Origin of the sequence: Aeromonas sp. R6-2, from assembly GCF_040908155.1 — a bacterium.
GTDB lineage: Bacteria > Pseudomonadota > Gammaproteobacteria > Enterobacterales > Aeromonadaceae > Aeromonas > Aeromonas schubertii.
In genome coordinates this window covers 47,405-68,106 of record NZ_JBFODE010000028.1, presented here as the reverse complement: position 1 = coordinate 68,106, position 20,702 = coordinate 47,405, and the positions used below count along the sequence as shown (strand labels likewise).

At 62.2% G+C, this 20,702-nt stretch carries 21 protein-coding genes and 9 tRNA genes; 12 read left to right on the top strand and 18 right to left on the bottom strand.

The window, feature by feature from the left end; translation table 11 throughout:
* Nucleotides 1-7: 7 nt before the first annotated feature.
* Nucleotides 8-769 (top strand): polyphosphate--glucose phosphotransferase, encoded by a 762-nt coding sequence (gene ppgK / locus AB5Y48_RS04490; protein ID WP_368163831.1) that lies wholly within the window; start codon nt 8-10, stop codon nt 767-769.
* Between the two features lie 33 nt (nt 770-802).
* Here ppgK and AB5Y48_RS04485 read toward each other — a convergent pair whose 3' ends face one another.
* From AB5Y48_RS04485 to orn, 11 genes are all read right to left on the bottom strand, one after another.
* Nucleotides 803-1,258, bottom strand: coding sequence for a hypothetical protein (locus AB5Y48_RS04485; RefSeq protein WP_050667550.1), 456 nt, complete (start codon nt 1,256-1,258; stop codon nt 803-805).
* A gap of 179 nt (nt 1,259-1,437) precedes the next feature.
* Nucleotides 1,438-1,513: transfer RNA gene (locus tag AB5Y48_RS04480), tRNA-Gly, on the bottom strand.
* Nucleotides 1,514-1,537: 24 nt separating this feature from the next.
* Nucleotides 1,538-1,613, bottom strand: a tRNA-Gly gene (locus AB5Y48_RS04475).
* 25 nt (nt 1,614-1,638) lie between these two features.
* Nucleotides 1,639-1,714: transfer RNA gene (locus AB5Y48_RS04470), tRNA-Gly, on the bottom strand.
* A 25-nt stretch (nt 1,715-1,739) separates the two neighbouring features.
* Nucleotides 1,740-1,815 (bottom strand) — tRNA-Gly (locus AB5Y48_RS04465).
* A gap of 25 nt (nt 1,816-1,840) precedes the next feature.
* Nucleotides 1,841-1,916: transfer RNA gene (locus AB5Y48_RS04460), tRNA-Gly, on the bottom strand.
* A 25-nt stretch (nt 1,917-1,941) separates the two neighbouring features.
* Nucleotides 1,942-2,017, bottom strand: a tRNA-Gly gene (locus AB5Y48_RS04455).
* Between the two features lie 24 nt (nt 2,018-2,041).
* A tRNA-Gly gene (locus tag AB5Y48_RS04450) sits at nt 2,042-2,117 on the bottom strand.
* Between the two features lie 22 nt (nt 2,118-2,139).
* Nucleotides 2,140-2,215: transfer RNA gene (locus AB5Y48_RS04445), tRNA-Gly, on the bottom strand.
* Between the two features lie 22 nt (nt 2,216-2,237).
* Nucleotides 2,238-2,313 (bottom strand) — tRNA-Gly (locus AB5Y48_RS04440).
* A gap of 147 nt (nt 2,314-2,460) precedes the next feature.
* Nucleotides 2,461-3,006, bottom strand: a complete 546-nt coding sequence (orn, locus tag AB5Y48_RS04435) for an oligoribonuclease (protein ID WP_050667551.1) — start codon at nt 3,004-3,006, stop codon at nt 2,461-2,463.
* Nucleotides 3,007-3,085: 79 nt separating this feature from the next.
* Here orn and rsgA point away from each other — a divergent pair, with 79 nt between their 5' ends.
* Genes rsgA through AB5Y48_RS04405 form a run of 6 tightly spaced genes read left to right on the top strand, consistent with a single transcriptional unit; the run spans nt 3,086 to nt 7,070 of the window.
* Complete coding sequence (gene rsgA / locus AB5Y48_RS04430) at nt 3,086-4,126, top strand: small ribosomal subunit biogenesis GTPase RsgA (RefSeq protein WP_050667552.1); 1,041 nt, start codon at nt 3,086-3,088, stop codon at nt 4,124-4,126.
* 23 nt (nt 4,127-4,149) lie between these two features.
* Entirely contained in the window at nt 4,150-5,016 is an 867-nt protein-coding gene (asd, locus tag AB5Y48_RS04425) for an archaetidylserine decarboxylase (protein WP_050667553.1), read from the top strand.
* 4 nt (nt 5,017-5,020) lie between these two features.
* Entirely contained in the window at nt 5,021-5,257 is a 237-nt protein-coding gene (locus AB5Y48_RS04420; RefSeq protein ID WP_050667554.1) for a VF530 family DNA-binding protein, read from the top strand.
* A 14-nt stretch (nt 5,258-5,271) separates the two neighbouring features.
* On the top strand, nt 5,272-5,523 hold the full coding sequence (locus tag AB5Y48_RS04415; protein WP_368163830.1) for a DUF2960 domain-containing protein: 252 nt from the start codon (nt 5,272-5,274) through the stop codon (nt 5,521-5,523).
* Nucleotides 5,524-5,526: 3 nt separating this feature from the next.
* A complete protein-coding gene (locus AB5Y48_RS04410) occupies nt 5,527-5,931 on the top strand; it encodes a hypothetical protein (protein ID WP_050667556.1) in 405 nt (134 codons plus the stop codon).
* Between the two features lie 14 nt (nt 5,932-5,945).
* Nucleotides 5,946-7,070 carry an AAA family ATPase gene (locus tag AB5Y48_RS04405; protein WP_368163829.1) on the top strand — a complete coding sequence of 375 codons (1,125 nt, stop codon included), beginning with the start codon at nt 5,946-5,948 and terminating at the stop codon, nt 7,068-7,070.
* Between the two features lie 29 nt (nt 7,071-7,099).
* Here the strand turns inward: AB5Y48_RS04405 and AB5Y48_RS04400 are convergent, their stop codons facing one another.
* Entirely contained in the window at nt 7,100-7,597 is a 498-nt protein-coding gene (locus tag AB5Y48_RS04400; protein WP_060587587.1) for a hypothetical protein, read from the bottom strand.
* A 156-nt stretch (nt 7,598-7,753) separates the two neighbouring features.
* Here AB5Y48_RS04400 and AB5Y48_RS04395 point away from each other — a divergent pair, with 156 nt between their 5' ends.
* On the top strand, nt 7,754-9,742 hold the full coding sequence (locus AB5Y48_RS04395) for a putative bifunctional diguanylate cyclase/phosphodiesterase (protein WP_368163828.1): 1,989 nt from the start codon (nt 7,754-7,756) through the stop codon (nt 9,740-9,742).
* Nucleotides 9,743-9,764: 22 nt separating this feature from the next.
* Here AB5Y48_RS04395 and rraB read toward each other — a convergent pair whose 3' ends face one another.
* A complete protein-coding gene (gene rraB, locus AB5Y48_RS04390) occupies nt 9,765-10,112 on the bottom strand; it encodes a ribonuclease E inhibitor RraB (RefSeq protein ID WP_193556651.1) in 348 nt (115 codons plus the stop codon).
* Between the two features lie 310 nt (nt 10,113-10,422).
* Between rraB and AB5Y48_RS04385 the strand changes: the two genes are divergently transcribed.
* Nucleotides 10,423-12,675, top strand: coding sequence for an immune inhibitor A domain-containing protein (locus AB5Y48_RS04385; protein ID WP_368163827.1), 2,253 nt, complete (start codon nt 10,423-10,425; stop codon nt 12,673-12,675).
* Between the two features lie 111 nt (nt 12,676-12,786).
* Here AB5Y48_RS04385 and AB5Y48_RS04380 read toward each other — a convergent pair whose 3' ends face one another.
* The 3 genes from AB5Y48_RS04380 to AB5Y48_RS04370 form a co-directional block, all read right to left on the bottom strand.
* Nucleotides 12,787-13,050, bottom strand: coding sequence for a hypothetical protein (locus tag AB5Y48_RS04380; RefSeq protein ID WP_060587591.1), 264 nt, complete (start codon nt 13,048-13,050; stop codon nt 12,787-12,789).
* 280 nt (nt 13,051-13,330) lie between these two features.
* Entirely contained in the window at nt 13,331-14,374 is a 1,044-nt protein-coding gene (locus AB5Y48_RS04375; protein WP_368163826.1) for an oxidoreductase, read from the bottom strand.
* A 14-nt stretch (nt 14,375-14,388) separates the two neighbouring features.
* Nucleotides 14,389-15,558 carry a multidrug effflux MFS transporter gene (locus AB5Y48_RS04370; RefSeq protein ID WP_368163825.1) on the bottom strand — a complete coding sequence of 390 codons (1,170 nt, stop codon included), beginning with the start codon at nt 15,556-15,558 and terminating at the stop codon, nt 14,389-14,391.
* Between the two features lie 136 nt (nt 15,559-15,694).
* Between AB5Y48_RS04370 and AB5Y48_RS04365 the strand changes: the two genes are divergently transcribed.
* Nucleotides 15,695-16,399: a metallophosphoesterase gene (locus AB5Y48_RS04365; protein ID WP_136614355.1), complete on the top strand. Its 705-nt coding sequence runs from the start codon at nt 15,695-15,697 to the stop codon at nt 16,397-16,399.
* Here the strand turns inward: AB5Y48_RS04365 and AB5Y48_RS04360 are convergent.
* Nucleotides 16,383-18,329: a methyl-accepting chemotaxis protein gene (locus AB5Y48_RS04360; RefSeq protein WP_368163824.1), complete on the bottom strand. Its 1,947-nt coding sequence runs from the start codon at nt 18,327-18,329 to the stop codon at nt 16,383-16,385. The genes AB5Y48_RS04365 and AB5Y48_RS04360 overlap by 17 nt on opposite strands.
* 258 nt (nt 18,330-18,587) lie before the next feature.
* Here AB5Y48_RS04360 and AB5Y48_RS04355 point away from each other — a divergent pair, with 258 nt between their 5' ends.
* Nucleotides 18,588-19,184: an XTP/dITP diphosphatase gene (locus AB5Y48_RS04355; RefSeq protein WP_050667565.1), complete on the top strand. Its 597-nt coding sequence runs from the start codon at nt 18,588-18,590 to the stop codon at nt 19,182-19,184.
* Nucleotides 19,185-19,243: 59 nt separating this feature from the next.
* A complete protein-coding gene (gene hemW / locus AB5Y48_RS04350) occupies nt 19,244-20,389 on the top strand; it encodes a radical SAM family heme chaperone HemW (RefSeq protein WP_368163823.1) in 1,146 nt (381 codons plus the stop codon).
* A gap of 15 nt (nt 20,390-20,404) precedes the next feature.
* Here the strand turns inward: hemW and AB5Y48_RS04345 are convergent, their stop codons facing one another.
* The gene (locus AB5Y48_RS04345; protein ID WP_368163822.1) at nt 20,405-20,620 is read right to left on the bottom strand and encodes a ribosome alternative rescue factor ArfA; all 216 of its coding nucleotides are present in this window, start codon (nt 20,618-20,620) and stop codon (nt 20,405-20,407) included.
* Nucleotides 20,621-20,702 lie beyond the last annotated feature (82 nt).

Genomic DNA, 20,702 nt, shown 5'->3' with positions numbered 1-20,702 from the left:
GTAGAGCATGCACATTTTGGGAGTCGATATCGGTGGAAGCGGCATCAAGGGATGCCTGGTCGATACCACAACGGGAGAGCTCATCGGCGAACGCCACCGCATCCCCACCCCGCAGCCGGCAACCCCGGCGGCCATCGCCCACACCCTCAAGGCGCTGGTCGAGCACTTCGACTGGAAAGGCCCGGTAGGGTGCGGCTTTCCGGCCATCATCCATCACGGGATTGCCAAGAGTGCCGCGAATATAGACCCGAGCTGGGTCGAGACCGACGCCGAGCGACTGTTTGGCGAGATCACCGGCCTGCCCTGCTTTGTACTTAACGATGCCGATGCGGCAGGCATTGCCGAGATGCGCTTCGGCGAGGGCAAGGGGCACGAGGGGGTGGTCATCCTGATTACGGTCGGCACCGGCATCGGCACCGCCGTGTTTGTGAACGGCCATCTGCTGCCCAACACCGAGCTGGGCTATCTGATGCTGGAGGGGATGGTCGCCGAGCACTACTGCTCCGACGCGGTACGCAAGCGCGAGGATCTGGGCTGGGGCAAATGGGGCAAGCGCTTCAATCACTATCTGGCGCGACTCGAATTTCTCTTCTCCCCGGATCTCTTCATCCTGGGTGGCGGCAGCGCCGCCAAGATGGACAAGTTCATCGACAAGATAGCCACCCGGGCTCCCCTGTTGCCGGCGGCCAGCCTGAACCAGGCCGGTATCATAGGGGCAGCCCTCTATGCCGCCAGCCGCCAGGGGCGCAAGCAGAGCCGTCGCGGATGACAGAAGAGGGCGCCACGCCCTCTTCCCATGTCATCAGATATCGTCGAGACGGTGGGCACCGTGGATCAGGCGGTGACGCCGCTGCTGCTCCAGAGCGGCCAGGGTGTCGAGCAGGCTGGCGGTCCCCTCGGTCGGGCATTCGCGCGCCAGACGGGAGAGCTCGCTCACCAGCCGGCTCTCGATGCCATCGGCCAGAGAGACGATATGATCCGTGGTCATGGTGGCCGGCAGCTCGCTCTGATTGATGAGGGGGATCAGGTCGTCGGCAAACCCCAGCTCCAGCCAGGTATCTGAAACACCCTCGCTCATCTGCCGCCGGTACTCCTGCAGATGGACCAGCGCCGACTCCTCGCGCCCCCTGAGGTAGGCCAGCAGCAGGCGGCTGCGCTCGGCATCCGCCTGTCGTTCGAGGCGGCCATAGAGGCGTGACAACATCTGATGCACCTGCTCCAGGTAGTGCAGCAAGTCCTTGATCTGTTGGAAGCGCATGATGAACTCCTCCGGTCATTGACTCGATCCCAGTATCTACAGAGGGAAAAACGGCGCCAAGCGGTCCCGAGAGAGGGATTGCGACAAGTCAAAGAAGTGGCGAATAAATCGACAACCGGGAGAAAGTGGAACAAAACGTGCCGCAAGGGGCGAAGAGCCATTCGAGAGAATGGAGATTTTGGAGCGGGAAACGAGACTCGAACTCGCGACCCCGACCTTGGCAAGGTCGTGCTCTACCAACTGAGCTATTCCCGCAACGGAGTGTTATCGGCGATGGTTTGGAGCGGGAAACGAGACTCGAACTCGCGACCCCGACCTTGGCAAGGTCGTGCTCTACCAACTGAGCTATTCCCGCAACGGAGTGCCATCGGCGATATTTTTGGAGCGGGAAACGAGACTCGAACTCGCGACCCCGACCTTGGCAAGGTCGTGCTCTACCAACTGAGCTATTCCCGCAAAACAGATTGTCATCGCGATGGATTGGAGCGGGAAACGAGACTCGAACTCGCGACCCCGACCTTGGCAAGGTCGTGCTCTACCAACTGAGCTATTCCCGCAACGGAGTGCCATCGGCGATATTTTTGGAGCGGGAAACGAGACTCGAACTCGCGACCCCGACCTTGGCAAGGTCGTGCTCTACCAACTGAGCTATTCCCGCAAAACAGATTGTCATCGCGATGGATTGGAGCGGGAAACGAGACTCGAACTCGCGACCCCGACCTTGGCAAGGTCGTGCTCTACCAACTGAGCTATTCCCGCAACGGAGTGCCATCGGCGATATTTTGGAGCGGGAAACGAGACTCGAACTCGCGACCCCGACCTTGGCAAGGTCGTGCTCTACCAACTGAGCTATTCCCGCAACAGATTGTCTTCGCGATGAGTGGAGCGGGAAACGAGACTCGAACTCGCGACCCCGACCTTGGCAAGGTCGTGCTCTACCAACTGAGCTATTCCCGCAACGGGCATCACCGACGAAATTTGGAGCGGGAAACGAGACTCGAACTCGCGACCCCGACCTTGGCAAGGTCGTGCTCTACCAACTGAGCTATTCCCGCAACGTACGGCAGCTTGCGCTACTGCACGGGAGCCGAATTATACGAGGGGGCACTTCAATTGCAAGGGCTTTTTCGGCCACGCTGGTGCGAATGCCTAAAAGCTCGCCGAATTGGCGGGCCTTTCACCCGCCCCCCGATGGCCGAGGATCAGATGGTAAAGATCCGCTCCCGATAGAAACGCAGCTCGGCCACCGACTCACGAATGTCATCGAGGGCCTGGTGGGTCCCCTGCTTCTTGAACTCCCCGAGGATCTCCGGTTTCCAACGACGCACCAGCTCCTTGATGGTGCTGACGTCGACGTTGCGGTAGTGGAAGAAGGACTCCAGCTCCGGCATGTGGCGAACCATGAAGCGGCGATCCTGGCCGATGCTGTTGCCGCACATGGGGCTGGTTCGCTCGGGCACCCACTGGCGCAGGAAGGCCAGGGTCTCGGCCACGGCGGCCGCCTCGTCGTGCCGGCTGGCACGCACCCGGTCGATCAGGCCCGAGGCGCCGTGGGTGTTCTGGTTCCACTCGTCCATCTTGGCCAGCTCGGCCTCGCTCTGATGAATGGCCAGCACAGGCCCCTCGGCCAGCACATTGAGATCCTTGTCGGTGACGATGGAGGCGATCTCCAGCACCACGCACTCATCGGGATCGAGGCCGGTCATCTCCATATCGATCCACACCAGATTCTGCTCTGAAACGGTCATCTTGCTTACTCTTGGCGGCATTTTGTGAATTTGCATGTATCATACTGGCTTTGTTTTTAGCAGCAAAACGGCGAATCGCGTGGCAAAGAGAGCGAAACTCAATCTGGGACAGCAGCGGCGGGTACAAGCCAACCGCGACAAGCGCCTGAACGACCTCAAAAAAGAGAAGGCGCCGCAGATCGATGACAGCCTGCTGGGCGCCCCCGAGGAGGGGGTGGTCATCAGCCGCTTCGGCCAGCATGCGGATGTGGAGTCCCAACATGGCACCCTGGGCCGCTGCAACCTGAGACGCACCCTCGGCAGCGTGGTGTGCGGCGACAAGGTGATCTGGCGACCGGGCAGCAACGAAGGGGTTCCGGGGGTCATCGAGGCGGTCCATCCTCGCCACTCGGTGCTGACCCGTCCCGACTTCTATGACGGGGTCAAACCGGTGGCGGCCAACATCGATCAGATCGTCATCGTCTCCTCCGTCATGCCGGAGTTCTCCAGCAATATCATCGACCGCTACCTGGTAGCCGCCGAAGACGTGGAGATCACCCCCTTTATCGTCCTCAACAAGGTCGACATGTTGGGGGACGCCGATCGCGTCGCCATCGAGCGTCAACTCGATATCTACCGTGGACTCGGTTATCCGGTGCTGCTGGTGAGCAGCAAGAGCGGCGAGGGTATTGACGCCCTCAAGGCCGCCCTGGCCGACAAGGTGAGCATCTTCGTAGGCCAGTCCGGGGTAGGCAAGTCATCGCTGACCAATGCCCTGCTGCCCGGGCTGGATGTGCTGACCGGCGAGATCTCCGAGGTCTCGGGTCTGGGCCAGCACACCACCACCACGGCGCGCCTCTACCACTTCCCAAGCGGCGGCGATCTCATCGACTCCCCGGGGATTCGCGAGTTCGCCCTCTGGCACCTGGAGCCGGAGCGGGTCACCTGGTGTTTCGTGGAATTTCGCGACTACCTGGGGGGGTGCAAGTTCCGGGACTGCAAGCACAAGGATGACCCCGGCTGCGTCCTGCGCGAGGCGGTCGAGCGGGGCGAGATCACCCGCGAGCGCTTTGGCAACTATCACCGGATCCTGGAGTCGATGCAGGAAACCCGTCACGGCCGGCAGCAAGCCCGCCTCTGATCCACTTTTCGAATGAGAGCATCATGAGCTTCACCGATACCCTGAAAATTGCCGGTCAATACTGCCTGCCCAAACACGCCCTCTCCCGTCTGGTGGGCAAACTGGCGGCGGCCGAGGCGGGCACCCTGACCACCCGCATCATCGAATACTTCATTGGTCGCTACGGCGTGGACATGAGCGAGGCCCTGCATGAAGAGGCCGCTCACTACAAGAGCTTCAATGCCTTCTTCACCCGTCCGCTCAAGGAGGGAATCCGCCCCGTGGTCGAGGATCCCATGACCCTGGCCCTGCCGGTGGACGGCACCGTCAGCCAGCTCGGCCCCATCAGCCAGGGCCGCATCATCCAGGCCAAGGGCCACGACTACAGCGCCCGCGAGCTGTTGGGGGGCTATGACGATCTGGTGGCCCCGTTCAAAGACGGTGACTTCGCCACCATCTACCTGGCGCCCAAGGACTACCACCGCATCCATATGCCGTTGGACGGTGTGCTTGAAAGCATGGTGTTCGTGCCGGGGGATCTCTTCTCGGTCAATCCCCTGACCGCCGAAAACGTGCCCAACCTGTTCGCCCGCAACGAGCGGGTGGTCGCCACCTTCCGCACCGAACACGGCCCCCTGGCCATGGTGCTGGTCGGCGCCACCATAGTCGCCAGCATCGAGACCAGCTGGGCCGGATGCATCGCCCCGTGCGGTCGCAAAGAGGTCAAGCGCTGGGACTACCCGGGTGAGCAGGCTATCACCCTGAAGAAGGCCGAGGAGATGGGGCTGTTCAAGCTTGGCAGCACGGTCGTCTGCCTGTTCGGACCGGGCATGCTCGAGCAGTTCGAGCCGCACCTGCAACCGGGCGTGGTCACCCGCATGGGCGCCCCGTTTGCCCGCCTCAAGGGATGAGTCTATGAGCCAGTCGAACAACCCCCTGCACGGGGTGACCCTCGCCATGATGGTCACCGAACTGGTGGATCACTACGGCTGGCCCGAGCTGGGGCGGCAGATCCCGGTGCGCTGCTTCACCCATGACCCCAGCATCAAGTCGAGCCTCACCTTCCTGCGCCGCACTCCCTGGGCCCGCGAGAAGGTAGAGGCCCTCTATCTGCTGACCCGGCAGCAGGCCACTATCTGGCAAAAACCATAAATCAGAGAACGATCATGGCATTCACCATCACCTATCAGTATCGTAAACAGCTGAAGTCGATTGGCTACGCCAACGACAAACACCACAGCATCTTTGACGCGATTGCCGCCGCCGAGGGTATCGATATGGTGCGCTACCGCGCCATGGAAGAGCAGGTGGCCAACATCAGCCGCCGCGACAAGAAGATGCTCAAGGAGTTTCGCGAGAACTACTTCCGTGAACTCGGTTTCAGCGACATCGTCATCGTGAGAGACGAACAGGAGTAACCCATGTTACGCATGACAGGGATCGTCATGATGATCACACTACTGCCCGGCTGCAGCCTGCTGCCCTGGTGGGATGATGAGGCCCTGGTCCGCGACCAGCACGGCTGCCTGCGCAGCGAAGGATATCGCTGGTCTCCCCTGATGGAACGCTGCCTCATCCCCGCCGAGCAGGCGGTCCGACTCGGCTCTCTCAAGTATGGCGATGACCGAACCGCCTGGGTGCTGGTCGCCCGGGACAACAGCGAGGCCGAAGTCTATCTGCCGGAGCGTGACGCCATCGTATTGCCCCGTCGCAACCGGGGTGACAAACCCATGTGGGAGAGCGGCGACTGGTCTCTGCTGCGCAGCCGCGGCTTCGTGCTGAGCGAGGATGGCCACGCCCGATTCCACAACTACGGCGCCCCATAACCCGGAATTCCCCTGTGCTGCACGAGATCTGGATCAGCGGCTACCGCTCGGTACGCAAACTGCGCATGTCCCTCGGTCGTATCAATCTGGTGCAGGGCCCCAACGGCTGTGGCAAGAGCAACCTCTATCACGCCCTTCGCCTGCTGACCCGCAGCGCGGCAGGCGATCTCGCGCAAACCCTCAGCGCCGAGGGAGGCATCAGCCAGGCCCTGTGGGCAGGCGGCTGGCGCCGCGGAGACAAGGCGGGATCCCCGCGCCGTATCATACTCGGCATGCAGAGCGAGCAGTTTGGGTACGAGCTGCAGATTGGTTTGCCGCCCCCCATCCCCGGTTTTTCCCGCTTCACCCAGGATCCCCAGATCAAACAGGAAGAGGCCTGGCTCGGCCTGCGCCGCTCTCCTGCCAACCAGCTGCTGCTGCGCCGCAACCAGGCCGTCATGGCTCAGAATCTGGACGGGGAGAAGGTGGAGTATGCCCCCGGCATGCTCCATCATGAATCGGTGTTCGGACACCTGGCCGAGCCGGATCGCTACCCCGAGTTGGCCAAGCTGCGCCACCTGATGAGTCAGTGGCGCTTCTATCACCACTTCGATACCCACCCCGGCTCTCCCCTGCGCCATCCCAGGCCGGGCATACTCACTCCCGTGCTGGGCCACGATGGCCAGGATCTGGCGGCGGCCTTCGCGACGGTGGAAGACATTGGCGACAAAGAACTGCTGCATCGCATCCTGGGTGAGGCTCTACCCGATACCCGCTTCGGAGTCACCCGATTCGAGACCGGCTTTGCCGTTCAGATGGAGCGTCGGGGACTGGTCCGCCCCCTCGATGGCCGAGAGCTCTCCGATGGCACCCTGCGGCTACTCTGCCTGACCGTTGCGCTGCTCAGCCCCCGCCCGGCGCCCCTGCTCGTTCTGAACGAACCCGAGAGTAGCCTGCACCCGGATATGCTGCCGGCGCTGGGGCGCCTCATTGCCGAGGCGGCCCGCTACTCACAGCTCTGGATCACCACGCACAGTCCGGTACTGGCCTCCTGCATAGAGGCTCACGCCTCCTGCAAGCGATTCCCGCTGCAAATGGTCGAAGGAGAAACTTGCCTGGAAGACCCACGGCGACGGGAGTGGTACTTCGATGAAGAGTGACAGGCGGTCATCCCGCCTGTCGGGAGAGATCAGTTGCCCAGTGTGGCAAACAGACCATTTTCGAGCTCGCCACGAGAGACGCAGACAGGCTTGAGGGAAGGCGCAGCGATACGCTCGCCGGATGACTCCACATAGTAGAGACGGGTATTGCCCTTGACGTTGACGGTCGCCACGCTGTTGTCACCGCTCTGGGTGATGATGAGGTTCACCTGCACATTGGGTTCACCCGCCACCACCTTGGCCCCCATGGAGCCACAGTCGAGCCACTTCAGGCCGTCGGCCGCCTCGGGCAGATAGGCCGTCATCAGACCGGCACCACGCTGGCTGTTTTCGATCTGCAGGCCGTGATCCTTGAACCATTTCTCGGCCCGGGACCACACCAGATCCACCGGGATCTGCATGGTCTGGGTGTTGTTGGTGGCCATCGCCTGGGGGGGCGTGTAGCGATAGTCCTCATTGCTGCCATTGTCACCGGCACAACCGCCCAGCAGCAGGGCTACCAGCGCGGCACCATAAGCCTTCTTCATTTTCTTTTCTCGTTTGGATGACTGGCCCTCTGGCCAGGCCGGTATTATCCACCGCCCCGTAAAAACTGTCAGCCTCTCACGGTTTTGCATGAGCCTTTCTTTACAAGCCCGCGACGCTCGCTTAGATTGCGGACAAACCGTAGCCTGAGTCTTCCCGTGACCACCCTGATCCTTCCCGACTGGTTGCAACAGGTCTTCGACCAACTGCCTATCAGCCTCTTCTGCCGTGACCCAGAGGGACGCTATCTCTTCTGTAACCTCACCTTTGCCCGGCAGGCCGGTTTCGCCACTCCGGATGACCTGGTAGGACGCTACGATCACGAGCTGCCCTGGGGAGATCGCTACCGGGAAGAGGATCATCGGCTACTGGCCCACGGCGCCCCCTTGATCGGGCAGCAGACGCGTTGTCAGGAGGGTGGCCAAGAGTGCTGGATCAACAGCCACAAACTGCCTCTCTTCGGCACACAGGGAGAGGCGTTGGCCGTGCTCGGCATGGTGGAGGAGATCACTCACTTCAAGGGGGTTGAGGAGGCACTCTCTCTTCATCAGCACTTGCTGCGCAGGGTACTCGACGCCATTCCGGATCTCATCAGCCTGACCCGGGAGGACGGCCAGTTAGTGGAGTGCAACCACGCCCTGCTGCAGTTTCTCGGGGCTCACCGCGAGGATCTCCCGCTCCCTCTGGCCGGACATCCACTCCATGAGCTCCCCGCTGCCGAAGTCGAAATCTCCCTCAAGGATGCCGTCGGGCGCCTCCACCAACTGGCCGTGACCCGACTCTGCGTCCCCGGCCTGGGAGAGCCCGCCCTGCTGACCCTCTATCGGGACGTCACCGGACTGCGCTCGACCCAGAAGCAGCTCAAGCGCGCTCACCATTTCGACAGCCTGACCGGTTTGATGAAACTCTCGACCCTGCTCGAGCAGACCCAGCGTCTGCCACGTCAAGCGGTCGGCCTGGTGATGCTGGACGTTCAGCATTTTCGCGAGATCAATGACCGCTTCGGTATTCGAGTGGCAGATCAGTTACTGAGCCAGATTGCCGTGCGCCTGCAGCAGTTGGCCCCCAGAGAGGCGTTGATCGGGCGTCTCGCCGCCGATGACTTCTGCCTGCTGCTGCCCTTGCACCATCTGACACTGCCTCTGGCCAGTTGGGTCAAGGCGCTCCACCGCCAGCTTCTCCCTCCCTATCAGGTACAGGATCACCTGATTCAGATTGAGTGCCATCTGGGTTATGCCGAAGGTGAGAGCAGTGAGGCCGAACTTCTGCTGGGACATGCGGAGGCGGCCCTGGCTCAGGCCAAGCGCGAGCGCATCACCTGCCACCCCTTCGATCCCCAGTTGGCCGCCCGCATCCGACGCAGCCGTCATCTGGAACAGGCCCTGCCCGTGGCCATTCGTCAGGAGCGCCTGCATCTGGTCTATCAACCCATCATGGGCGCCCCCCGGGGAGAGCTGCTGGGCACAGAGGTGCTCTGCCGCTGGCACGATGACGAGTTGGGCCCCATCTCTCCCGATGAGTTCATCCCGCTGGCCGAATCACTGGGACTCATTGGGATTCTTGGCTTGCAGGTAATGAGGCGAGCCTGCGCCCAGCTTGCCCGCTGGCAGCCGCATCACCCCGGGCTGCTGCTCTCGGTCAACCTCTCGCCGCTGCAGTTTCGCCACCCCGGACTCTGCCTTGAGCTATGCCGCATCATCGATGAGTGCGGCCTCTCCACCGGGAGAGTGGAGCTGGAGATCACCGAGAGCGTCTTGATGGAGAATGCCGAGGAGATCGACAGCAATCTTCGTCAGTTGCTGGCCGCCGGCTTCTCCCTGGCCATCGACGACTTCGGCACCGGCTATTGCTCCCTCGCCTACCTCTCCCGCCTCAAGGTGCACAATCTGAAGCTGGATCGCAGCTTCATTCGCGAGCTGGAGAGCAATCCGACCACCACCGCCATCGTTCGCTCCGTGATAGGCCTGGCTCAGGAGCTGGGCATTCAGATCACCGCCGAGGGGGTCGAGACAGAGGCACAGCACGGCTGGTTGGTGGCTGCCGGCTGTCAACGGCTGCAGGGCTATCTGTTTAGCCCTCCCCTGCCTCCGATACAGTTTGCCGAGCGCTTCCTGACGCTTGCGAAAAATCAAGAGGCCGCTCAATGAGCGGCCTCTTGGCAAGGATCACTTACTCCTGGAAGTAGGTTCCCCAACCGTCGTACTCCACACCATGCTTGGCGATGATGGGCAGCATGGCTTCCACATCGGCCATGATGGCGTCGGCATTGAGGGGCTTCTGGGTGATCGCATCGAAGCAGAGGATGGTGGCGCCGTCGTCCAGCTCCATCTCCTCGGCATCGGTCACCTCGTAACCGGCCTTGAACAGATCCACCGCGGCCTTCTCCAGACGGGCAAAGTCCTGACAGGCGAAGTGGTGCTCAATCTCGTACTCCGCGTCGGGATTGCTGCCATCGGCCAGCAGCTCGTCGATGATGGCGAGAGTCTCTTCACGCCACTCTTGCAGGTTGGTGCTCATAACGCCTCCAGGGCAGGAAAGTTGGGCGCAAGGATAACGCGCCCCCCTCTTTGGCTCAATCGCTTCTCCCTCCCCCCGAATGGGGGAGAGAGAAAAAAGGCCAGATCGAAACCTTATTCCACAACAACCCATCCGACCAGTGGATCCAGATGCTCAGCCAGCGTTCAGTCACAACATATCGTTAACTTTCAGGCTCAATACCACAGCATCCCCTGATGACAGCACGATGACAAGGGGCGCACGGGAGGTTATCAAGGGACGGCGAGCGAAGACTCGCGCCATATCCATCGTGTGAAGGAGCACATGAACGATGACAAGAAAAACAATAGTGAGCCTGGCAATAGGCTCCACCCTTATGATTGGAAGCCACGCATTTGCCGCCCCGGTTCACGGCCCCTTTGACGCCCCGTTGGCAGACGAGGAGAAGGTGCTGCAAATGCTGCGCGACAGTGGACGCATACCGGCACTGGCTACCCCGGAGGCGGAGCAGAACATCCTCTCCCGCTTCTATCGGGATAAAGCCAGCGCCTACAATGGTCACAGCGGCGATCTCGCCTTTCAGGAGTCCCGCGTTCGCGCCAAAATCCTCAAGAAGGTGAAGCTCAACGGTACGGCGCGCCTGCGCGATCGTATCCCGACCCTGTTGCTCAAGGGGATCGAGAAGGAGCAGTGGAGCGGCGGCAAACGAACCGACCGCATCCTGGCCATCCTGATCGACTTCCCGGACTACCCGAAAAACAGCATCAAGCCTGACCAGACCAAGATGTACTACCCGGACTATGCGCCGGAGCACTATCAGGATCTGCTCTTCTCCTCCAAGGGCTATGCCGGCCCGAGTGGCGAGAAGTTCATCTCCATGCGCCAGTTCTACGAGCAGCAGTCCGGCCAGAGTTATAGCGTGGCCGGTCAGGTCGCCGGCTGGTACACAGCGAGCCAGAATGCCGCCTATTACGGCAGCAACAAGAACCAGACTGCCGTCCGGGAGTTGGTGCGGGAAGCCCTCAACCAGGTGGCCAACGATCCCTCTATCGACCTGTCCGAGTTCGACCAGGAGGATCGCTACGATCTGGACGGAGATGGCAACCGCAACGAGCCCGATGGCCTCATCGACCACCTGATGATCTTCCACTCCAGCATCGGGGAAGAAGCCGGGGGCGGCGATCTGGGTGAAGATGCCATCTGGGCCCACCGCTGGAACCTCGGTAAGGTCTATCAGCTGCCGGGTACCAACTTCTCGGCCTATAACTACACCATCCAGCCCATCGATGCGGCGGCCGGCGTCTGCTCTCATGAGTACGGTCACGACCTGGGGCTGCCGGACGAGTACGACACCAAGTACACCGGCAAGGGTGAACCCATCGCCACCTGGTCCGTCATGTCGTCGGGCTCCTGGGCCGGCGTCATCGGTGGCACCGAGCCGACCGGTTTCTCACCCTGGGCCAAAGAGTTCCTGCAAGCCTCTCTGGGCGGTAACTGGCAGCATGGCAGCAATGTTCACGTCGACGATCTCGGCGCCCGTGGCAACGTCTACATGCTGGATCAGGCCAACGACAAGGGGCGTAACAACGACGTGGTGCGTATCAATCTGCCCGCCAAAAAGGTGCCGCTCAATGCCCCCTACGCCGGCCAGTTCCAATACCATGGCGGCAAGGGCAACAACCTGGATAACCGGATGAGTGTATCGCTCGATCTCACCGGTCGCAGCCAGGCCACCCTCTCGTTCAAGACCTGGTACCAGATCGAGCAGGACTATGACTACGCCAGGGTGCTGGTCAATGGCCAACCCATCACGGGTAACCTGACCACCAGCAACGATCCCAATGGCGTCGGTTTTGGCGCAGGTATTACAGGTAACTCGGATGGCTGGAGTGATGCCGAGTTTGACCTCACTCCCTGGGCCGGCCAGCGCATCGAGCTGACCCTGCAGTACCTGAGTGACGGTGGCGTGGCCGAGAAGGGCTTCTTCGTGGATGAGCTGACCGTCCGAGCCGACGGCGACCTGGTACTGAACGACGGAGCCGAGGGGACGAGTGCCTTCACCCTGGCCGGTTTCGCCCGGAATGACGGCAGCGAAGCCAAGGAGCACTATTACCTGGCCGAATGGCGTAATCACGCCGGTGTCGACAAGGGACTGGCCCACATCAACGTTGCCGGACAGATGATGCGCTACGAGCCGGGCATGCTGCTCTGGTACGTGGATGGCAGCCAGGAGAATAACTGGGTCGGGGTCCATCCCGGTGAAGGCTTCCTCGGCGTAGTCGATGCGGATCAACACACCCTGAAATGGAGCGACGGCGCCGTCGCCAGTACCCGTTACCAGATCCACGATGCCACCTTCAGCCTGGGCTTCCAACGCCCGCTGGAGATCAAGCACTCGAGCGGGTCTTTCCTGCGGGATCTGTGGCTGGCTCCGCGTCGGGTCTTCAAGGACAGCAAGCGCTACATCAGCGACGACATTCCCGATGCGGGCCGCAAGTTGCCCGAATACGGACTGAAGATCCAGGTCACGGGCCAGGCTCGCAACATGACCACGGGTCGCATCATCATCAGCCAGCATCCCTGATAGTCACCCTCTGCCGACACGGCAGAATATAAAAAAATCCGAAACCCGGAGACGGGTTTCGGATTTTCTATGTCAATTCGGCGTCCCGAAACGCCAAACCGATCTCGGTGCTTACTTCTTGCTCTCTTCGGCAGCCTTCTCGACGGTCGCGGCGGCATCGCTCACGGCGGCGGCGGCTTCGGTCTTGGCGGCATCGGCGGCCTGCTCAACCTTCTCGGCGGCCTTGTCGGCAGCCTGCTCAACGGTCGCAGCAGCGTCGCTCACGGCGGCAGCGGCGGCTTGAGCCGGCTCGGCGGCAGGGGCCTTGGCCTCTTCTTTTTGGCCACAAGCGGTCAACATCAAACCCAGGATACCGGCTACCAGTACTTTGTTCATCAGTCATTCCTCGAAGACAGGTTGAGAGATGGTCGGCACCATCCCTGTGCGCCGGATCACATTCCGGCCTGACACGGCGCGCACTATATCCCTATGGAACCGGAAGTAAAACGTGTCTTTCAATGAGATTTTTTTCTTCGGTGGATGAAAGATGGCTATATTTGCATGCGTTGTAGGATCTTCCACTAATCTGGCGTTATTTACGCCCCAGATGGCTCATTATTTCATCTGCCGAGCAACAACTCCCCTCACAGCAATAAATTGCCCAAGGGTGATGAGTTCAGACAGAAGCTGACCCGCAGGGCAGGCGCAACCCCTGCCCGGCGCTGTCACGAGCCAGGGCCAGCAGGGCCATCACCCGCAGCGCCTCGCCAGCCGGCACCGGGTTGGCCCCCTCCCCCTGCACCGCGCGGGCAACGGCCGGATAGTAACTGGCGTAGGCCCCTGCCTCGGGGGCAATGGTCACCTCACCGATCTGCTCCTCCTGTCGGGTGTAGAGTCTCCCCCGGGATTCCCCCTCGCCCCAGCCAGGCTGGCCGGGCAAGAGCCCGGCCTTAAGCCAGCTCTCCTGTTGATCCAGACCCGACTTGACATAGCTGGCACGGGTACCGTGTACCGTGAAGCGCTGCACCGCATGGGAGACCAGGGAGCCGGCACGCAGCAGCACCCGACACCGGCCATAGCCCAGGATCACCTCGAAGTAGTCATCGCTCATGGCGCCTTCGCGCTGGCCGGCGATGTCCGCCTGCAACCAGTCTGGCTCGCCAAACAGCTGCAATACCTGATCGAGCAGATGCGGGCCAAGATCGAACCAGAGCCCGGCACCGGGCCCACTCCCTTCGCGCCAACGCTGACGCACCGTGGGGCGGAAGCGATCGAAGCGACTCTCCAGCACCCTCACCTCGCCAAGCAGCCCCTCATTGATGAGACGGCACAGGGTCAGGAAGTCGGCGTCCCAGCGGCGGTTGTGAAAGATGCTGAGCAGTAGTCCCTGCGTCTCGGCCAGGGCGATCAGCGACTCGGCCTCACGGGTATCGAGGGCAAACGGCTTGTCGATGACCACATGCTTGCCGGCCAACAGGGCCTGCCGCGCCAACGGGGCATGGGTGTCGTTCGGCGTGGCGATAACCACCAGCGCAATCTCGGGGTCAGCCAGCATGGTGGCCATGTCACACACCCGCACTCCGGGCAGGTCGGCATGCACCTTGTCAGCATCCCGGCTGACCACAGTGGTGAACCTTATGCCCTCGGCGCTGCGCAGCAGCGGGGCGTGGAAGGTCTTGCCGGCATAGCCATAGCCGACCAGAGCGGTATTCAGCGCCATCACGAACTCCTCTCTCAGACTCCGGTATCACACAGGCGGCGACCACGTCGAGTCAGTAGCAACAACAGGGGCAGCAACATCAGCCACATGTGCATCTCAAGCTGCTGCATGGACGAGGCGGCAAGCGCCCCCGTGACCCCGACCAGGGCTCCGGCACCGCTCATCTGCAGCAGGCCAAGCAGGGCGGCAGCGGTGCCGGCACAGTGGCCGAACGGTGCCAGGGCCATGCCGGCAGCCGAGCCCATCACCATGGCAAAGCCAATGCTGGAGAGGAAGACGGGCCCCATCATGGCGAGCGGCGTCTCGACACCGCGCAGCCAGGTCAGCAGCAGTGCCGACGAGGATATCACGAGCAGACCGGCACGCAGGGTTCGACGCGGCCCAAAACGGCCGATGAGGCGCGGCGCCATGAAGCAGGCGATGATGTTGAGGGCGGCGTTGGCGGTAAACCAGTGGCTAAAGCCATTCATGTCCAGTCCCAACTTGACCATCAGTTGCACCGGAGCTGCCGTGACGTAGGCGAGGATGACCGCCATCGCCAACATACACAGTGAGGCATTGAACAGGAATCTGCTGTCTCCCAGCACCGGGCGATACCGTTCCCAGGCGATCAATGGCCCCTCGCTGCGGGTCTCGGCCGGGCGGGTCTCGGGCATGGTGAACCAGAGCCAGCTGCCGACGATCGCGGCATAGCCGGCCATAAACCAGAAGTTGGCCTCCCAGGCGAAGCGGGCGGTAAGCCAGCCACCGAGCAGAGGCGCGAGCGCCGGAATAAAGCAGATGGCACCGTTCAGGTAGGAGATCATCTGGCCACTCTTTTTCGGGCCATAGCTGTCACGAACCACAGAGAAGGCGGCCACCGAGGTGGCGCAGGCTCCCAGGCCTTGCAACACCCGAGCCATCATCAGGGCGCCCAGACTGCTGGCAAAGCCCGCCAGCACGGCGCTGGCACAATAGAGCAGGATACCGCACAGGGCCACCGGTCGACGCCCGTGGCGGTCGGCCAGCGGGCCGGCCAACAACTGGCCCACTCCCATGCTGAACAGGAACCAGGTGATGGTGCCCTGCATCCACTCCACCGGTGCGCCGAGAGACTCGGCCATCTGGGGAATAGCAGGCAAGTAGATATCGATGGCCAGAGGACTGAACAACACCAGCAGCACCAAAAGAGACAACAATCCCATCTTCAATCCCTCCTTCTTGACCCATGAGTGAAAGTCGGCGCAGTCTACGGGCTCAATGACATGAATGGAAATGGCATTTGTTCACCGCTGTTATTCCAAAAGGGAAATACTGCAATCGTTTGCACCGGAGTCATCGTTGACAGAACCCAATCATCCCTACCAAACCCTGAAGGTCGATGGCAGAGCCTGGTTCATGGGAGACCTGCACGGCTGTTTCTCCCTGCTTCGCGAGAAGCTGGCCGACGCCGGGTTCAATCCTGGGCGGGGGGACATGCTCATCGGCGTGGGGGACCTCATCGACCGGGGCCCCGATAGCCTCGCCTGCCTCTCTCTGCTCGAGCGCCCCTGGTTTCGCACCGTCTTGGGTAATCACGAAGCCATGATGCTGGGGGCACTGCAGGGCAGTGAAGAGGAGTGGCTACGCTGGCGACGGAATGGGGGGGAGTGGTTCGATCGACTGAATGCCGAACAGCAGCAGCAAGCCAGGCGTTTCCTGCCACGCCTCGCAGCCCTGCCTCTTGCACTGACGGTCGAGACCTCGAGGGGGGCCCGCATTGGTGTGGTACATGCAGACCCGGGCAGCAGCGACTGGAACGACCTCGACGAGACATTCTGCCTGCAGCACAGGCGGACCCTGCTCTGGGAGCGGGGCCGCCTGATGGGATGGCAACTGGGGGGACAACATCCGGAGGAGGTGAGCGGCATCGACCGGGTGGTGATGGGCCACACTCCTCTGCGCGATAGCCGCTGGCTGCGCCTTGGCAACCTGTGCTGGCTCGATACCGGCGCCACCTACAACGGTGAGCTCACCCTGGTGAGTGACCTTACCCTGCTTGGCTGACGAGGCCGTCGAGACGAAAACGCCGGGTCAGTCCTTCCAGCTCACAGGAGAGCTCGACCAGCGCCTGGCTTGCCGCCGCTGTCTGCCTGGCCCCTTCGCGGCTCTGCTCGGCCACCACGCCGATCCCGTTGATCGCCCTTGCGATCTCCTCGGCTGCACTGGCCTGCTGTTCGGCCGCGGTGGCCGTGTGAAGGGCGTGACCATTGATCTCGGAGACGGCATCGGCCACCCGTCCCAATGCGCCCTGCAAGCCCGCCGTCCCCTCCAGAGTCAGGTGTGACAGCTCCACACTGTGGCGGATCCCCCCCAACACCTTGCCGGCACTGCCATTGAGGCTGGTGACCAGGTGCTCTATGTCACGGATGGAGGATTGCACCTGCTCGGCCAGGGTCTTGACCTCACCGGCCACCACGGCAAATCCCCTCCCTTGCTCACCCGCACGGGCCGCCTCAATGGCGGCATTGAGTGCCAACATGTTGGTCTGATCGGCGATACCGGTGATGATGCCCAGGACACCACTGATGGCACCGGCATCCCTCTCCAGTTGCGTCATGGAGGCATTGGCCTCGACGGCCGCCGTCTCGGCCTGCTCGACCCGGGTCCGGGTCACCGCCACCGATTGGCCCATCTCCCTGAGGCTCTCCTCGATCTGTTGCACATCGCTCGCCGCCGCCTGGGCATGCTGGCTGATCTCCGCCGCCGAGGCGGCCATCTCGTCCATGGTACTCGCCAACACCTCGATCTCCCGGCTCTGTGCCGTGATGGCCCCGGTACTCTGGGAAGAGACGGTGCTCGTCTCCTCCGCCTTCTGGGCGATCAGGGTACTGGCCCGACTGATGCTGCCAATGAGTTCCCGCAGGCTATGTTGCATCACCCCAAGAGCACCGCAGACACTTTCGTCCCTGCTTGCCTCCAGCTTGCCCGTGAGATCGCCACTGGCGATAGCCCGGGTCAGCGAGAGCATCTGCTCGGGCTCACCCCCCAGAGGATTGGTGACACTGCGGGCAACCCAGAGGGAGATCCCCAGAGAGAGCAGAGAAGCAGCGGCCAGGATCCCCCAGAGCAAGTGCTGCAGGCTCTGAACAGGCGCCAGCGCCTCGCTCTCGTCCTGCTCTGCGACAAGGCTCCAGGAGATCCCCTCAAAATGCAGTGGTGCATAGGCAGAGAGTACCCGGTTACCCCGATAATCCAGGATGAGGCGAGTTGCCTTCTCACCGGACTGGCTCCCTCTCACCGCCTCGGTCATGACACCGTTTTGCTCCAGCGTGCCGGCAAATGAGGCTCGAATCGAGTGTTGCTCCGGATCCAGCAGGGAGTCGGAACGCATACGGCCATCGGGACCGACCAGATAGCTCTCGCCGGTCTGACCCATCCCCTCTCGCGTCTGCATGATGCGGTTGATGGCATCGATAGAGAGCTGTAGTGCCAGCACCAGGGTGCGGCCATCGGCCAGACGAAGGGGCTGGCCGATAAAGGCGGCAGGCTCATCCTTGCTGGGGGCATAGGGGGCAAAGTCGACCATGGCAAAGGCGCCGCTCCCGGTCACCTTCCGAAAGAGCTCGGCCAGTCCGGACTCCCGGTAGGGGCCATTCACCAGGTCGGTGCCATAATCGGGCTCCCTGGCCACCGTGTAGACGACCCGGCCAGTCTCATCGATCACGAAGAGATCGTAGAAGTGAAGCTGCTTCACATAGCCGTCGAGCAGATCGTGGTGATGCTGCCAGTCGCTGCCATCCTCCGAGAGATCAGAGAGGGTATCGGACAGTACCCTGAGCATCTCCTTCTGCCGTGCCAGGTATTCAGCAATCTGGGTCAGCTTGATCTCCCGCACCGAGGTGAGATGGCCGAACACCTGCTCCTGCAAGGCTCGGCTGGCACTGCGCTCGATAAGCAGGGCCCCCAATAGCGCCGGAATCAGGGCTATCAACAAACAGATCGCCATCAATCGGTAATGCAACGGCCAACGCGTCCCTTCTCTCATCCTTGCCTCCCGCGAACACCTGCTCCTGAGCACTCAGCCCACTCGTCAGTGGTTACAAATTAGTCAACAGCCCCTGCCTTTTCTGACACCCCTCCCCATACGGGGGGTGGACCCACCCCATCACCGTACAGATGGTGTGAAAAATGCAGCTTTCCCCGCCAGCCCCCTGGCCCTAGAATGCGGGGGTCTAAATTTCGGAGGTGGATGATGAACAAACTCGTACTGGCGACCGGCAATCAGAAGAAGGTCAAGGAGCTGGCAGCCATGCTGGCGGATCTCGACATCCAGGTGGTGCCCCAGAGCGAGTTTGCGGTGAGTGAGGTGGCCGAGACCGGCACCACCTTCGTCGAAAACGCCATCATCAAGGCCCGCCATGCGGCCAAGGTAACCGGTCTGCCAGCGGTGGCCGATGACTCTGGCCTCGAGGTGGATCTGCTGCAGGGGCGCCCCGGCGTCTACTCTGCCCGTTTCGCCGGCGATCAGGCCAGCGATCGGGAGAACATCGACAAGCTGCTGGCCGAGCTGAGCGGCGTACCGGCCGACCTGCGCACCGCCCGCTTCTGGTGTGTGCTGGTCTTCATGCGCCACGAGAACGATCCCACCCCCCTCATCTGCCAGGCCAGCTGGGAGGGTCTCATCACCGAGGAGCTGCGCGGCCAGAACGGCTTTGGCTACGACCCTGTCTTCTTCGTCCCCGGTGAGGGGTGCACCAGTGCCGAGCTGCCGGCCGAGCGCAAGAACCAGCTGAGCCACCGCGGCCAGGCCCTGGCCCGACTCAAGGCCGCCCTCGCCGCCGCCGACTGACCCTCACAAAGTGCGATAAACTGGGGTCCATGGGCCCCGTTTTGTTGATTGGAACCGCCATGTTGCAACTGCCTCCCCTCTCCCTCTATATCCACATCCCCTGGTGCGTGCAGAAGTGTCCCTACTGCGACTTCAACTCCCACGCCCAGAAGGGGGAGCTGCCCCATCTCGAGTACGTGGCCGCCCTGCTCGATGACCTGGATCAGGATCTGCCGATGGCCCAGGGTCGCCCCCTGCACTCCATCTTTATCGGCGGTGGCACCCCCAGCCTGCTCAGCGTCGAGGCGATGCAGGCACTGCTGGACGGGGTGCGCGCACGCATTCCCCTGGTCGATGGGTGCGAGATCACCATGGAGGCCAACCCGGGCACGGTCGAGGCGGGCAAGTTCGCCGGTTTTCGCACCGCCGGGGTGAACCGCCTCTCCATCGGGGTGCAGAGCTTCCAGCAGGAGAAGCTGGCCCGACTCGGCCGCATTCACGGCCCCGAAGAGGCGCGTGCCGCCGCGGCGCTGGCCCATGCCATTGAGCTGCCCACCTTCAATCTGGATCTGATGCACGGCCTGCCGGATCAGAGCCTGGACGACGCCCTGTACGATCTGGAGCAGGCCATCGCCTGCGCCCCGCCCCATCTCTCCTGGTACCAGCTCACCATAGAGCCGAACACGGCGTTCGCCTCAAAGCCACCACGCCTGCCCGAAGACGAGGTGCTGTGGGATATCTATGAACGTGGCCACGCCCTGCTCACCGCCAGCGGCTACCGCCAGTACGAGATCTCGGCCTACGCCAAAGAGGGGTATCAGTGCCATCACAACCTCAACTACTGGCGTTTCGGGGATTACCTCGGCATCGGCTGTGGTGCCCACGGCAAGCTGACCCTGCCCGCCGAGGGACAGATAGTGCGCACCGCCAAGGTCAAACATCCCAAGGGGTATCTGGATCCGGGCCGGCCCTATCTGGATCAACGCTGGGTGGTGGAGGAGGACGATCTGCCGCTGGAGTTCTTCATGAACCGCTTCCGCCTGTTTGAACCGGTGCCCAAGGCGGAGTTCACCGCCTACACCGGGCTGGCGCTGGAGCGAGTCGAGAGTGTGCTGGCGATCGCCAGGACCAAGGAGCTGATCATCGATCACGGGGATAGCTGGCAGCTGACCGCACTGGGTCACCGTTATCTCAACGTGCTGCTCGAGCTGTTTATGGACGAATAAGAGGGGGAAGTGCGGTCAGCAGGCGACGAACATCATCGACTGCTGACCGCACTCCCACCCCTTGCGGTGCTTGGGGGTGCGCTGGAAGCTGCCCTTTCCCTTGCCGCTCTTATCGACCCGCACCTGGAACAGGGGCGAAGTCACCAGCGCCTTAAGGTGGTTGTCATTCACGGTGCCACGCTGATGATCGTGGGCGATGGTGGCGTCGACCACCGGCGTCTTCCTGGCCATATCGGCTCCTCTCTGTCTCGGTTACATGCCCCGCGGGGCGGTCAAAAAACGCGCCGATTGTGCGCCCAAGCCGCCCACTATG

Coding starts and splice junctions, on each gene's coding strand:
- orn (WP_050667551.1), bottom strand. CDS start 3,006: ATGACCGTTTCAGAGCAGAATCTGGTGTGGATCGATATGGAGATGACC.
- AB5Y48_RS04415 (WP_368163830.1), top strand. CDS start 5,272: ATGGCATTCACCATCACCTATCAGTATCGTAAACAGCTGAAGTCGATT.
- rraB (WP_193556651.1), bottom strand. CDS start 10,112: ATGAGCACCAACCTGCAAGAGTGGCGTGAAGAGACTCTCGCCATCATC.
- AB5Y48_RS04385 (WP_368163827.1), top strand. CDS start 10,423: ATGACAAGAAAAACAATAGTGAGCCTGGCAATAGGCTCCACCCTTATG.
- AB5Y48_RS04420 (WP_050667554.1), top strand. CDS start 5,021: ATGAGCCAGTCGAACAACCCCCTGCACGGGGTGACCCTCGCCATGATG.
- AB5Y48_RS04345 (WP_368163822.1), bottom strand. CDS start 20,620: ATGGCCAGGAAGACGCCGGTGGTCGACGCCACCATCGCCCACGATCAT.
- ppgK (WP_368163831.1), top strand. CDS start 8: ATGCACATTTTGGGAGTCGATATCGGTGGAAGCGGCATCAAGGGATGC.
- hemW (WP_368163823.1), top strand. CDS start 19,244: ATGTTGCAACTGCCTCCCCTCTCCCTCTATATCCACATCCCCTGGTGC.
- AB5Y48_RS04375 (WP_368163826.1), bottom strand. CDS start 14,374: ATGGCGCTGAATACCGCTCTGGTCGGCTATGGCTATGCCGGCAAGACC.
- AB5Y48_RS04410 (WP_050667556.1), top strand. CDS start 5,527: ATGTTACGCATGACAGGGATCGTCATGATGATCACACTACTGCCCGGC.
- AB5Y48_RS04485 (WP_050667550.1), bottom strand. CDS start 1,258: ATGCGCTTCCAACAGATCAAGGACTTGCTGCACTACCTGGAGCAGGTG.
- asd (WP_050667553.1), top strand. CDS start 4,150: ATGAGCTTCACCGATACCCTGAAAATTGCCGGTCAATACTGCCTGCCC.
- AB5Y48_RS04400 (WP_060587587.1), bottom strand. CDS start 7,597: ATGAAGAAGGCTTATGGTGCCGCGCTGGTAGCCCTGCTGCTGGGCGGT.
- AB5Y48_RS04355 (WP_050667565.1), top strand. CDS start 18,588: ATGAACAAACTCGTACTGGCGACCGGCAATCAGAAGAAGGTCAAGGAG.
- AB5Y48_RS04370 (WP_368163825.1), bottom strand. CDS start 15,558: ATGGGATTGTTGTCTCTTTTGGTGCTGCTGGTGTTGTTCAGTCCTCTG.
- AB5Y48_RS04380 (WP_060587591.1), bottom strand. CDS start 13,050: ATGAACAAAGTACTGGTAGCCGGTATCCTGGGTTTGATGTTGACCGCT.